The organism is Caulobacter sp. GW821-FHT10A06, assembly GCF_059415805.1.
Genome location: NZ_JBWKNY010000009.1, coordinates 270,668 through 282,542 on the forward strand (window position 1 = coordinate 270,668; position 11,875 = coordinate 282,542).

The 11,875-nt window shown below is 67.9% G+C and carries 13 protein-coding genes and 1 pseudogene; 2 read left to right on the forward strand and 12 right to left on the reverse strand.

Translation table 11 applies throughout. The annotated features are described in order from the left end of the window. Positions 1–62: 62 nt before the first annotated feature. Complete coding sequence (locus AC07NF_RS25545; RefSeq protein ID WP_494633978.1) at positions 63–875, forward strand: tetratricopeptide repeat protein; 813 nt, start codon at positions 63–65, stop codon at positions 873–875. Here AC07NF_RS25545 and AC07NF_RS25550 read toward each other — a convergent pair whose 3' ends face one another. The 12 genes and pseudogenes from AC07NF_RS25550 to AC07NF_RS25605 form a co-directional block, all read right to left on the reverse strand. Then, entirely contained in the window at positions 876–1,073 is a 198-nt protein-coding gene (locus AC07NF_RS25550) for a hypothetical protein (protein ID WP_295112154.1), read from the reverse strand. A 73-nt stretch (positions 1,074–1,146) separates the two neighbouring features. Beyond that, a pseudogene (locus tag AC07NF_RS25555) lies at positions 1,147–1,256 on the reverse strand (hypothetical protein); the annotation flags it as partial. Then, positions 1,253–2,239 (reverse strand): type II secretion system F family protein, encoded by a 987-nt coding sequence (locus tag AC07NF_RS25560; RefSeq protein ID WP_492814795.1) that lies wholly within the window; start codon positions 2,237–2,239, stop codon positions 1,253–1,255. The gene AC07NF_RS25560 and the pseudogene AC07NF_RS25555, both read right to left, overlap by 4 nt. 12 nt (positions 2,240–2,251) lie before the next feature. Then, a complete protein-coding gene (locus AC07NF_RS25565) occupies positions 2,252–3,229 on the reverse strand; it encodes a type II secretion system F family protein (RefSeq protein ID WP_492814793.1) in 978 nt (325 codons plus the stop codon). 6 nt (positions 3,230–3,235) lie between these two features. After that, on the reverse strand, positions 3,236–4,750 hold the full coding sequence (locus tag AC07NF_RS25570; protein ID WP_492814791.1) for a TadA family conjugal transfer-associated ATPase: 1,515 nt from the start codon (positions 4,748–4,750) through the stop codon (positions 3,236–3,238). Further along, complete coding sequence (locus tag AC07NF_RS25575; protein WP_494633975.1) at positions 4,751–6,319, reverse strand: CpaE/TadZ family protein; 1,569 nt, start codon at positions 6,317–6,319, stop codon at positions 4,751–4,753. Then, positions 6,319–6,999 carry a CpaD family pilus assembly lipoprotein gene (locus tag AC07NF_RS25580; protein ID WP_494633973.1) on the reverse strand — a complete coding sequence of 227 codons (681 nt, stop codon included), beginning with the start codon at positions 6,997–6,999 and terminating at the stop codon, positions 6,319–6,321. The genes AC07NF_RS25575 and AC07NF_RS25580 overlap by 1 nt, the downstream gene beginning before the upstream one ends. 9 nt (positions 7,000–7,008) lie before the next feature. Continuing rightward, a complete protein-coding gene (locus tag AC07NF_RS25585) occupies positions 7,009–8,712 on the reverse strand; it encodes a type II and III secretion system protein family protein (protein ID WP_494633991.1) in 1,704 nt (567 codons plus the stop codon). 20 nt (positions 8,713–8,732) lie between these two features. Further along, the gene (gene cpaB / locus AC07NF_RS25590; RefSeq protein ID WP_494633971.1) at positions 8,733–9,626 is read right to left on the reverse strand and encodes a Flp pilus assembly protein CpaB; all 894 of its coding nucleotides are present in this window, start codon (positions 9,624–9,626) and stop codon (positions 8,733–8,735) included. Positions 9,627–9,838: 212 nt separating this feature from the next. Next, complete coding sequence (locus tag AC07NF_RS25595; RefSeq protein ID WP_492814783.1) at positions 9,839–10,351, reverse strand: A24 family peptidase; 513 nt, start codon at positions 10,349–10,351, stop codon at positions 9,839–9,841. Between the two features lie 168 nt (positions 10,352–10,519). Continuing rightward, a complete protein-coding gene (locus tag AC07NF_RS25600) occupies positions 10,520–10,696 on the reverse strand; it encodes a Flp family type IVb pilin (protein WP_492814781.1) in 177 nt (58 codons plus the stop codon). 199 nt (positions 10,697–10,895) lie between these two features. Beyond that, a complete protein-coding gene (locus tag AC07NF_RS25605) occupies positions 10,896–11,072 on the reverse strand; it encodes a Flp family type IVb pilin (protein WP_492814779.1) in 177 nt (58 codons plus the stop codon). Between the two features lie 317 nt (positions 11,073–11,389). Between AC07NF_RS25605 and AC07NF_RS25610 the strand changes: the two genes are divergently transcribed. After that, entirely contained in the window at positions 11,390–11,833 is a 444-nt protein-coding gene (locus AC07NF_RS25610; protein WP_494633969.1) for a pilus assembly protein N-terminal domain-containing protein, read from the forward strand. The last annotated feature ends 42 nt before the right edge of the window (positions 11,834–11,875 follow it).

The following is an 11,875-nucleotide window of genomic DNA, read 5'->3' on the forward strand; positions in this document are numbered from 1 at the left end:
CTTAACGATTCCTTGAGGGCCGCGCCCGGATGATGCGCGCACTCTCTGGAGACATGTCTTTCATGTGTCGCAAGCGCGCGCTCGTCGCAACCGTTCTCGCCCCGGCTTTCTTGGCTTTGGCCGCTCCCGCCTTCGCGGCGGATGCGCCCAAGCCGGCCTCGCCGGCCGTCGCCGCCCCGGTCAAGGCCTCGCCGCAGCAGCGCGCCGAAGCCGCGCGCCTGGACCCGCTGGCCCGCGCGGCCTTCTGGGGCTCGGAGTTCGAGATCGATCCGGCCGACGCCCAGGCCGGCGCTGGCCTGGCCCAGGCCCTGCGCGGCCTTGGCCGCAATGACGACGCCGCCGAGGCCGCGACCAAGGCGCTGGTCTCCAATCCCAATGACGAGACCCTGCTGCTGGAACTGGCCCGCGCCCATATCGCGCGCGGCCAGGGCTTCTACGCCATCGACCCGGCCCGCAAGGCCGCCGCGACCAACCCCAGGGACTGGCGTCCGCTGACCCTGCTGGGCGTGGCCTACGAACAGGCCGAACGCGACGACGAGGCCGAGGTCGCGCACCGCCAAGCGCTCGCGCTGGCGCCGACCGAAGCCACGCCGCTGGCCAACTACGCCATGCACCTGGCCGCCAAGGGCGATCTGCCCGGCGCCGAAGCGCAACTGCGCCGCGCCGCCGCCCTGCCCTCGGCCACCATCCAGGTGCGCCAGAACCTCGCCTTGGTCGTCGGCCTGCAAGGCCGCCTGCCCGAAGCCGAAAAACTGGCCCGCGCCGACCTCCCCCCCGAACAGGTCGCCAACAACCTGGCCTACCTGCGCGCCGCGACCGGCCAGGCCGGCGCGAACCGCTCGTGGGATTCCCTGAAGGCCGGCGGCGGGCAGTAACTAGCCCGCCAGCGCCTGGCTCATCACCTGCGCCGCCTTGGTGAAGGTGCCCAGCAGGGGCGCGGCGATCAGGTGTTTCATTGTGAACGCGAAGAACGCCGCCAGCCCCAGCAGCAGCCCCATCTCCAGGGCCGCGCCGCCCTCTTCCTCCTCCGCGAACACGCGGATCGGAGGACCCTTGCCGAAGCCGTAATCCATCGCACTGTCCCAAACCGAAACGTTCCGGTTAAGGACTCGCAAACCATACGCCAGTTGCGGGGAGGCCGTGGGTCCGCCCTCGTCCTTCGACAAGCTCAGGATGAGGGCTATTGGCACGGCGGTTCAGTCGAAAACCTCATCCTGAGCTTGTCGAAGGACGAGGTTTTCGCGCTCGGGCGTCACTTCTTCCCGAACACGTCCATGATGCTCATGATCGCCGGGCCCAGGATCATCAGGAACAGCACCGGCAGGAAGAACATGATCATCGGCACGGTCAGCTGGGCCGGCAGGGCCGCGGCCTTCTTCTCGGCGGCCGAGAGGCGCAGTTCGCGGTTTTCCTTGGCCATGACGCGCAGGGCGGTGCCCAGCGGCGTGCCGTAGCGCTCGGCCTGGATCATGGCGGTGGCCACGGACTTGATGCCCGGATGGTTGGTCCGGCGCGACAGGTTCTCGTAGGCCTGGCGGCGGTCGGGCAGATACGACAGCTCGGCGGTGAGCAGGCTGAGTTCCTCGGCCAGCTCCATCGACGAGGCGCCGACTTCCGAGCCAACCTTCTGGATGGCCGCCTCGATCGACATGCCGCTTTCCACGCAGATCAGCAGCAGGTCCAGCGCGTCGGGGAAGGCGGCGACGATGGACTCGCGGCGCTTCTGGGCGATGTTGGTGATGTAGACGTTGGGCGCGTAGTAGCCCAGCGCCAGGAAGCCGACGCAGAAGCAGACCTTCTGGATGGGCAGCAGGCCAAAGCCGTTGATCACGTACAGATAGAACGCCGCGATGGCCGCGCAGGCGAACGGCATGACGAAGCGGAAGAAGTAGAAGGTCGAGACCGGGCGCGGACCACGGAAGCCGGCCTGGGCCAGCTTGTCGACGACCTTGGGATCCTCCAGCAGCCGCGACAGCTGCAGCCGCTCGACGACGTTCTTGTAGAGGCCTTCGTCGGTGTGGCGCAGCGAGCTGCTGCCCGGACCGGTGCGCGTGGCGATGTTCTGGCGCGAGCGGCGTCTGAGCTCCTCGCGGCGGTTGGCCACCGACTTCAGGCGGCCTTCCAGGTTGTTGTCGCGCATGGCCGGGGCGGCCAGGGTGATGATGGTGGCGAACACGACGAGCGCGATGAACGCTGTCAGCAGGTTCGAGGGATCGGTCAGGGTGTCGACGATGGTCATGTTCCCCTCCCCCTAGAACTTGAAGTTGATCATCTTGCGCATCACGAAGATGCCCATGGTCATCAGGGTGGCGCCGGCCAGCAGCATCAGGTGGCCGCGCGGGTCGGTGAACATCGGCTTCATGTAGGCCGGCGACGTCACGGTGATCAGCGTCACCACGGCCGGCGGCATGCAGCCGATGATGAAGGCCGAGGCGACGGCCTCTGCCGATAGCGCCTTGATCTTCTCCTTCATCAGCTTGCGCGCGCGCAGCACGGTGGAGAGGTTGCCCAGCGCTTCGGCCAGGTTGCCGCCGGTCTTCTGCTGGATGGCCAGCACGATCGAGAAGAAGCGCAGCTCGTTGGTCGGCATGCGCTCGTACATCTTCTCCAGGGCCGCATCCATCGGCACGCCCATGGCGACGTTCTCGGTCAGGGTGCGGAACTCGCCGGCCAGGGGCTCGGGGCACTCCTTGCCGATGATTTTCAGGCAGTCGTGGACCGGCAGGCCCGACTTGATGCCGCGCACGATGATGTCGACGGCGTCGGCGAAGGCCTCGGTGAACTTGGTGGTGCGGCTCTTGCCCAGGAAACCCAGCACCCAGCGCGGCAGGCCCAGGCCCGCGGCGAAGCCCGCGCCCAGGGCGCCCAGCGGCGACTGGCCCAGCACCAGGATGATCAGGGCCACGAACACGCCCAGCACGCCGCTGACGATCCAGAACATCTTGACGTTTGGCGCGAGGCCCGCGGCCTGCATGCGCGCGCCGATGCTCAGCGACGCCTTCTTCTGCTTGCGCTCCTGGTCCTTCAGGGACTTGAGGATGGCCTGGCGACGGGCGTCGGGCGTGTTGGCGGCGGCCTTGGCGCGGACGCTGGCCTGGCGCTCGCCGCCGCCAGCGATCAGCTGGGCGCGCTTGGTCGCCTTGACCGTATCGCTGTCGCCGCCGGCGAAGGCGAAGCCCAGCCCCGCGATGGTGATGAAGCCCAGGATCCCGGCGATGATGAACAGCATCGCCGCCTACTCCGCCGCGTCGAGGGCTTCGGCCAGCTCGCGCTCCAGGCCGTAGTAGCGGGCGCGATCCCAGAAGCGCGGGCGGGCGATGCCGGTCGAGCGGTGCTTGCCCACGACCTTGCCCGCCTCGTCCTCGCCGGTGATCTCGTAGACGAAGAGGTCCTGGGTGACGATGACGTCGCCTTCCAGGCCCACGACTTCGGTGATGTGGGTAATGCGGCGCGAACCGTCGCGCAGACGGGCCGCCTGGACGATGACGTCGACCGAGCCGACGATCATCTCCTTGATGGTCTTGGAGGGCAGGCCGTAGCCGCCCATGGTGATCATGCTCTCGATACGGCTGATGGCTTCGCGCGGGCTGTTGGCGTGCAGCGTGCCCATCGAGCCGTCGTGGCCGGTGTTCATGGCCTGCAGCAGGTCGAACGCTTCGGGGCCACGGACTTCGCCGACGATGATGCGTTCGGGACGCATCCGCAGACAGTTCTTGACGAGATCGCGCATGGTCACCGCGCCGGAACCTTCCAGGTTCGGCGGACGGGTTTCCAGGCGCACCACGTGTGGCTGCTGCAGCTGCAGTTCGGCGGCGTCTTCGCAGGTCACGACCCGTTCGGTGGGGTCGATGAAGGCGGTCATGGTGTTGAGCAGGGTGGTCTTGCCCGAACCCGTACCGCCGGAGATGACGATGTTGCAGCGGCAGGCGCCGATAACCCCCAGAACCCGCGCCCCTTCCGGGCTGATGGAGGCGAACTCCACCAGGTTCTTCATCGTCAGCTTGTCCTTCTTGAACTTCCGGATGGTCAGGGTCGGACCATCCAGAGCCAAGGGCGGGGCGATGACGTTGACGCGCGAGCCGTCGGGCAGGCGGGCGTCGCAGATCGGCGAGCTTTCGTCGACGCGGCGGCCGACCTGGCTGACGATCCGCTGGCAGATGTTCATCAGCTGCAGATTGTCGCGGAAGCGCACGTTGGTCAGCTGGACCTTGCCGCCCACTTCGATGAACACGCGGTGCGCGCCATTGACCATGATGTCGGCGATGTCGTCGCGCGCCAGCAGGGGCTCCAGCGGGCCGTAGCCGAGGACGTCGTTGATGATGTCCTGGACCAGGTGTTCCTGTTCCGCCACCGACATCGAGACGTTCTTGATCGCCACCAGCTCGGCGACGATGTCGCGGATCTCTTCGGCCGCCTGCTTCTGGTCGAGCTGGGCCAGCTGGCTCAGGTCGATGGTGTTCAGCAGGGCGTTGAAGATCGTGGTCTTGGTGGCGTGGTAGTAGTCGCTCTGCTCGCGGACGATGTTGGTCGTCTGGGCGGCGGCCACGCCTTGGGCGGCGCGCAGCTGGTCCAGGCCGGCGGTCGACTTGGGCGCGGGGCCGTTCACCTTCGGCGCCGGCGCCTTGGGTTCAGGCGCGGTCGCGGACGGCTCGACCCGTTGCGGGCGCGTGGCGATAGGCGCGCCGCCCGCCGGAGCGGGGGGCGGCGCCTTCTGTTCGGCGGGGGCTGACTGATCGCGCTTGCCGAACATCTATTTCTTCTTGAACAGGCCCGAGAGCATGGAAGATTTCTGGACGGGCGGCGGCTCGCGCCGGCTGATCAGGCGGGCCAGGTGTTCCAGTCCCTCGGCGGCCTTCGACTTGGGCGCCACCTCGGCCAGCATCTGACCGTTGTTGGCCGCCTGGCCGTAGGGCTTGGGATCGAACGGCAGCACCAGCGACGGCTGGACGCCCAGGGCTTCGCCGAAGTCCTTCACGGGGATCTCGGGACGGCCGGGCACGCCGACCTGGTTCAGCACGAGGCGCGGCGGCACGTCGTTGGGGCGCGAACCCTTGACCAGGTCGATGATGTTCTTGGCGTTGCGCAGGGACGCGAGATCCGGCGTCGCCACCACCACCAGCTCGTCCGAGCCGACCAGCACGCGGCGGGCGGCGGCGTTCCAGATGTGCGGGATGTCCAGCACCACGAAGGGCGCGGCGCCGCGGATCTTCTGGGTCACTTCCTCATAGGCGTCGGCGGTGATCTCGTAGTCGTCGTCCAGCGAGGCCGGAGCGGCGAACAGGCTGAGACGATCGCCGCAGCGGACCATCATCCGGTCCATCAGCACCGGGTCCAGGCGGTCGGGCTGGCTCAGCGCGTCCAGCACGCCTTGCAGCGGGTCCTGGTTGAAGTCGAGGCCGGCGGTGCCGAAGGCCAGGTCCAGATCGACCAGCACGGTGGCGGTCTGCATCTTCTCGGCCATGGCCCAGGCGAAGTTGTGCGACAGCGTCGAGGCCCCCACCCCGCCCTTGGCGCCGACGAAGGCGATCTGGCGACCGATGAACGGCGCGGACGGGTCGGCATACAGGCCGCCGACCGCGCGGATCACCTGCAAAGGCGACAGCGGCTGGGTCAGGTATTCGGAAACGCCGCGGCGGATCAGCTCGCGATACAGAGCGATGTCGTTGGTCTGGCCGACCACGACCACCTTGGTGCCCGGATCGCAGACCTGGGCCAGGCTATCGAGCAGGTGGAGCAGGCGTTGGGCGGTGTCGTTGGTCTCGACCATGACCAGCGAAGGCGTCGGCTGGTTCTGGTAGTACTCGACGGCCGCTTCCAGGCCGCCGTCGCGGACGATGGTCGAGGCGCGGGCCATGCGGCGGTCGGCGGCGGCGTGCTCGATCAGCGCCATCGTCTCGGGACGGGCGCAGAAGGCGTGCAGGGTGATGCGCGGGATTACCGCCTCGCCCATGCCGTTGTCGGGGATCGGCTCGTTGTACACGGGCTCGGGCGCGACCGGAGCGCGGGGCGCGATGTCCAGGTCGCGGTCGTGAAGGTCGGCCGCGGCGACGGCCGGCTGCGGCGCGCGCTGCTGCTGCGGCTGGGCCTGGCGGACCTGCTGTTGCTGCGGACGCGTGACCGGCGGCGCGGCTTGCGGCGCACGCGCGGGCAGGGCGTCGTCGCGCGGACGGGCCGGCGGGAATTCGGCGAACGGGTCGTCGAAGCCGCCCGCGGGGGTCAGCGAGGGGGCGGACGAGCGCCAGGGATCGGACGCGCCGGTCGTGAACTCGTCGGCGGCGTCGAAGCCCAGGTCGAAAGGATCGTTGTCGGTCGGCCGCATTACGGGATCGCCTTCGAGATCGAGCCTGTCGCCTGTTCGTCCTTGGCCGTGCTGGTGATCTCGCCCTTACGGTAGAGACCCGTGACGCGGTCGCGGCGGCCGGTGTCGGCCGGCGTCATGTCGCGAGGCCGGATCAGGTCCTCGGGGTTGGCGACCTGGGCCGCCAGGTTGGCGGCCATGGCGCAGCCGAAGTTGTCATAGGCGACGTTGTTGCGCGTCGCCGTCAGGTTTTCCCACTGCTGGCCGCACTTCAGCTTCTCGGCCTCGTAGCGCAGGAAACCGACGCGGATGGTGTTATCCTCGGGACCGACCGGGTTGAAGCCGACCACGCGCACCCGCGCGCCCGGCGCCCCCAGGCCGATCAGGCGGTCGCGGATCTGCGTGGCCATCATGCCCGAGCTGTTGGGCGCGGTGACGACCAGTTCGCGGCTCTCGGCCTCCAGCCAGCGGCGGTGCAGGTCTTCCAGGGCAGCCGACTGGTTGGCCGACAGGCCCGTCGTATGCGGGGCCAGAACGATCTCGTCCGGCGCGGAGGTGACCTTGATCTTGTCGACCCACTGCTGGGTCTCGGTGGCGGCGGTCGTGGACGGACCCTCGTCCTTCGGCGCCGAGGCGCAGGCCGACAGGCCCGCCACGGCGGCGGCCATCAGGACGATCTTGACGGAGGTGCGAAGCGTCATGGCGGCGTCCTACTCGATCACATAGCCAACGGGGCCTTGATACGCGCGCCCCGCGTTCGCGCCGGGCGGCGCCTTCACGACCTTGTTGATGCGGCCCATGAAGACCGTGCTCATGTCACTGGCGAACCTCAGGCCGTCGGCCGGCGTCTGCAGGTTCTGCGGACGGGTCGGGTCGACGATGTACGGGGTGACGATGATCACCAGTTCGGTCTGGTTGTTCAGGAAGTCGCGCGAGCGGAACAGCGTCCCCAGGATCGGCATGGAGGTCATGCCCGGTATGGAGTCGATGGTCTGCTTGGTGGTCTGCTGCAGCAGGCCCGCGATCATGAACGACCCGCCCGACGGCAGCTCGACCGTCGTCTCGGCGCGGCGCACGGCCAGGCCGGGGACCGTCAGGGCCGGCGACGACGTCGTCGTGCCCGAGGTCGAGGTGGTGCTGTTCACCAGGGTGAAGGCGCCCAGGCTGGACAGCTCCGACACCTCGGTCGAGATCTTCAGCGAGATGCGACCGCCCGACAGGACCACCGGGGTGTAGCCCAGGCCCACGCCGTACGGCTTGAATTCGATCGACACCTTGCCGGTGGCGTCGCTGCCGGTCGGGACCGGGAACTCGCCGCCGACCAGGAAGTGGCCCGCCTCGCCCGACACGGCCGTCAGGCTGGGCTCGGCCAGGGTGCGGACCAGGCCGACCCGCTCGAAGGCCTGCAGCATGCTCTTGGCCTGGTTCAGGCCCGTGCTGCCGGCGGTGTCGGTGATGGTGGCGGTGTCGCCGTTGGTCGCGACGATCTCGCGGCCGGTGAGCGGGTTGATGACCCCGGTCGCGTAGTTCTTGCCGTGCACCACGGCCAGACACTTGGCGTCATCGGCCACGCCGTCCATGCAGGGAACGCCCAGCGTCGGCTGCTTGGTAGTGTTGAGGTTGTAGCCGCCGGTCACCCCGCCCAGCAGGCTGCCGTTGACGCCGTAGGTCGGCGACAGGCCGAACGAGAACTGGTCCTGGCCCAGCTGGCCCAGCACCGCGTTCAGGTCGACGCCCAGCTGTTTGACGACGTTGCGCTGCACCTCGACGATGCGGACCTGCAGCATCACCTGGTCCTTGCCGGCGATGCTCAGCATGTTCAGGACCTTGTCCTCGCCGCCGACATAACGGACGGCGATGCGCGAGGCGGCGTCGGATTCCGAGGCGTTGCGGACCATGCCGGTCAGCACCACGCTGTCGCGGATCGGCTGCACGCGGATCTTGGCGTCGGGCAGCACGCTGCTCAGCATGTCGGCCAGCTGGTCGATCGGCTGGGTCACCCGGATGTTCAGCGACACGATGCGGCGGCCAGTGGCGTCGAAGAAGGCCGCGTCGGTCGTGCCCTCGGTCAGGCCGACCACATAGATGCGGCGTTTGTCGCGCAGCACCGCGTCGGCGATGGTCGGGTTGGTGACCAGCAGATCGCGGACGTCGGTCGGCAGCTCGATGATCGCCGACTTGCCCTTGGCCAGCTCGACGGCGGCCGCGTTCTGGTCGGCGGTCAGGGTGATGCGAACCACCTGCTCGCCGGGCGGCGGCGCATAGACCGGCGCGGGCGGCGGGGCCGGACGCGAGACGCGGGCGGCGGGGCGATAGACATGCGAGCCGCCCACCGGACCGTCGGCGAACACCGGCGCGGTCCAGGAGAGGGCCAGCATGGCGGCCACGGGGACCGTCAGGCGCTTGTGGGTCATGTTGGCTTTCACCGGACGGCTCATGGGCGCACCGCCACGTTGGTGGTCTGACCGCCGCGATTGATGCGGACGGTGGAGTCGTCTTGGGCGGCCGGGCGCGTCATGCCCGAGGGTCCGCCCAGGTCGGTATAGGCGCGCAGGGCCAGGGTCACCGGACCATTGGCCTTGGCGCGGGTCAGGGCCTCGGCTTCGACCGGGCCGACCTCGAGGGTGGCGGTCGCCGCGACGATGGACTTGGCGTCCTTCTCGGCGGCGGTGTTTTGGTCCAGGGCCAGGACGCGGATGTTCTGCAGCACGGTCTCGGCGATGACCGTCTTGGTCGAGCCGCCGTCGGCCGAGTTGTTCTGGGCGTCGCGGGTCATCAGCACGTCGACGCGGTCGCCGGGCAGGATGAAGCCGCCGACGGCGGTGTCGGAGGTCACGGGCACGGACATGGCGCGCTTGCCCGGGGTTAGCACGACCGAGAGGTAACCGCCCTCCCCGCCGCGCACGATCTTGCGGTTGGTGATCGGCTCGCCGGTCAGGATCGGGTCGCGAACGATCGCGCCCTCGACGACCTTGGCCGGATCGCCGCCGATCATCTGGTCGGCGGTGGCGGCCAGGCTGGCCTTGGCGGCCTCGACCTTGCCGTCGGGCTTGGCGGGCGCGGCGCCATTGGTGATGAAGGCGCTGTTGATGGCGTCGGACGGCCAGGCCTGCCAGTCGACGTCGGCTGCCACCAGGCGCGTGCCGATCGGCAGGTCGCGCTTGGCCACCAGGACCTGGGTCATGGGCTTGCCCGGCGCCTCGACGGGCGCGGCCCGGGCCGTCGGCGCGGCGGCCGGCTTGCCGCCCATGGCCTTCTGCAGGACCACGGCGAGGCCGATGGCCGAGATGGCGGCGACCAGGATGATCAGGAGGCGAACGGGGCTCATGGCGCGGGCTGAAACTCTAGGGTGAGCCGCACGGTCGCCTTCAGGCGAGCACGCACGATTCGTCAGTCAGCCTTTCTGGCCACGTCCCATGGTCGCTTGCGCATGGTTAACGGGCGCTAAAAGTTTTTAACTCGAAAGCCGGGATGCGCGCGACAGGCTGTCGCGGGACGAGTCGGGCAAGCGCGGCTGCAACCGACGCGTGCAGCGCTCAATTAGCCCAGGAGTCCGTGCGCCAGGGGGCTCTGCGGGAAGGCCGCCAGGGCCCCGATGGCGATGGCGACGCCGTAGGGCAGGTCGCCGCCGTTCGTACCCAATTTGCGTAGCCAGGCCGGGCCGCCGGCCACGGCCGGGGCAAGATAGCCCGAACGCAGGCCCAGGATGGCGAAGGTCAGGGCGCCGCCGGCCAGGCCCGTATAGAGCATGAACGGCAGGGCGGCGGGCCAGCCGACCCACAGGGCGCAGGCCGCGAACAGCTTGCCGTCGCCGCCGCCGATCCAGCCGGCCGCGAACATCCCCATGCCCATCAGCAGGCCGACGAACCCCGTGGCGGCGCACAGACCGACATCGCCCAGGGGCGCGCCGACGGCCAGGGCCGCGATCGGGAAGACGCCGATCAGGGCCAGCGAGACCCAGTTGGGGATCGTGTAGCTGGTCAGGTCCTTCAGCGCCCCGACGATGGCCAGGGCGGGGAAAACCAGCAGCAGCGAGATCTGAAGAGCCTGCATGGCGAAAAACGCGCCTTCGTTTGGATCGCTTCATTGTGGGACGGACGGGTGAAGCAAACGTTGCTCACCGCGAAGAAGAAGAGCCTCAAAAGGAAAAGGGCCGAGACATGGTCTCGACCCTTTCCGTTTTCGAGCGTGTCCTTTTCGAGCGCGTCTTGGGGATCCCGATTAGGAACCGGCGGCGGTCGTCTCGGTGGCGGCCTTGGAAAAGGCGCCCGAAATATTCGTGCCCAGCGTGGTCACCGCGCCGACGATGATCACCGCGATCAGGGCGACGATCAGGCCGTATTCGATGGCGGTGGCGCCGGATTCATCTTGGGCGAAGGCTTTGAGCAGGCGCGTCATGAACGCAGTCTCCGTAAGGTTGAACCAACGCCGCGACAATATGTCGCCGATAGTGAATCAAGCCTTAGGGTTGTCAGTTAATGCACCATGCAACCTAAAGAAATTCGACCATTCCGATAGCGATAGAGTGTTGAAAACAAAGAAAAAGGGCCGAGGCGTAAGCCTCGACCCTCTTTTTTCGAGCGTGCGAAGGATCCGATTAGGAACCCGCGGCCGTCGTAGCCGTCGCGGCCTTTTGGAAGGCGCCCTTGATGTTGGTGCCCAGGGTCGTGACGGCGGTCACGATGATCACCGAGATCAGGGCGACGATCAGGCCGTATTCGATGGCCGTGGCGCCCGATTCATCCTTCAGGAAGCGAGTGACGAACTTGGTCATGACTTGGTCTCCTAAACCAGTAGCAGTTGATTTGAGGCTCTCAAGCCGTTCGACTTGCTCACCCCCGAAAACACGATCAATTTCGCCCAGCGCACTTAATGTCCAGTAAACACCGAATAGTTTTCGCCGATTTTCTTTTGGTTTATTTGTATTTACCATTACTTGTTCTTAACCACGACACCTCGAAGACCTCTCAAACCCTTTGGAATCAAGGAGTTTCTCAAGCGACGCTTGGACGCACACGGCGGCGCTTTAGTCTTTTGTTGACCAAACAAAGTGATGTTGGAGGACGTTCGGATCCGAGATCGGAAACCTCCATGCGCCGCCTTTCGCTCGCCATCGCCGCCGCCCTGACCTTCTGGGGCGTCGCCAACGCCCAGTCCCTGCCCGCCCACAGGACGGTCAGCACGACGCCCGTGAGCACGTCGACCGACCTGGCGGTCGCCTCGGGCCAGGCCTCGTACGTCACCCTGGGCGGCGCGGTGCGCGACATCGTGGTCGGCGATCCCAGCATCGCCGACGTCAGCGTCGTCAACGACCGCACCCTGGTCGTCCTGGGCAAGCGCCCGGGCGTGACCACCCTGCTGGCCTTCGGTCCCAGCGGCCGCGCCCTGGCCGACCGCCAGATCGTGGTGTCGGAGAACGGCAGCGGCAGCGTCACCGTCTATCGCGGCCAGACCGCCAGCAACTACGCCTGCGGATCGCAATGCACCCGCCTGGGCGGCGCTGCGGCCGCACCCGCCCCGACCACCACGCCGTAAGGGCCGCGCCAAAGCGCCCTACCCAAAACGCCCCCTACGTAC

What these genes read in the sequence shown, in the direction of transcription:
- AC07NF_RS25545 (WP_494633978.1), top strand. Translation starts at nt 63, where the DNA reads ATGTGTCGCAAGCGCGCGCTCGTCGCAACCGTTCTCGCCCCGGCTTTC.
- AC07NF_RS25550 (WP_295112154.1), bottom strand. Translation starts at nt 1,073, where the DNA reads ATGGATTACGGCTTCGGCAAGGGTCCTCCGATCCGCGTGTTCGCGGAG.
- AC07NF_RS25560 (WP_492814795.1), bottom strand. Translation starts at nt 2,239, where the DNA reads ATGACCATCGTCGACACCCTGACCGATCCCTCGAACCTGCTGACAGCG.
- AC07NF_RS25565 (WP_492814793.1), bottom strand. Translation starts at nt 3,229, where the DNA reads ATGCTGTTCATCATCGCCGGGATCCTGGGCTTCATCACCATCGCGGGG.
- AC07NF_RS25570 (WP_492814791.1), bottom strand. Translation starts at nt 4,750, where the DNA reads ATGTTCGGCAAGCGCGATCAGTCAGCCCCCGCCGAACAGAAGGCGCCG.
- AC07NF_RS25575 (WP_494633975.1), bottom strand. Translation starts at nt 6,319, where the DNA reads ATGCGGCCGACCGACAACGATCCTTTCGACCTGGGCTTCGACGCCGCC.
- AC07NF_RS25580 (WP_494633973.1), bottom strand. Translation starts at nt 6,999, where the DNA reads ATGACGCTTCGCACCTCCGTCAAGATCGTCCTGATGGCCGCCGCCGTG.
- AC07NF_RS25585 (WP_494633991.1), bottom strand. Translation starts at nt 8,712, where the DNA reads ATGACCCACAAGCGCCTGACGGTCCCCGTGGCCGCCATGCTGGCCCTC.
- cpaB (WP_494633971.1), bottom strand. Translation starts at nt 9,626, where the DNA reads ATGAGCCCCGTTCGCCTCCTGATCATCCTGGTCGCCGCCATCTCGGCC.
- AC07NF_RS25595 (WP_492814783.1), bottom strand. Translation starts at nt 10,351, where the DNA reads ATGCAGGCTCTTCAGATCTCGCTGCTGCTGGTTTTCCCCGCCCTGGCC.
- AC07NF_RS25600 (WP_492814781.1), bottom strand. Translation starts at nt 10,696, where the DNA reads ATGACGCGCCTGCTCAAAGCCTTCGCCCAAGATGAATCCGGCGCCACC.
- AC07NF_RS25605 (WP_492814779.1), bottom strand. Translation starts at nt 11,072, where the DNA reads ATGACCAAGTTCGTCACTCGCTTCCTGAAGGATGAATCGGGCGCCACG.
- AC07NF_RS25610 (WP_494633969.1), top strand. Translation starts at nt 11,390, where the DNA reads ATGCGCCGCCTTTCGCTCGCCATCGCCGCCGCCCTGACCTTCTGGGGC.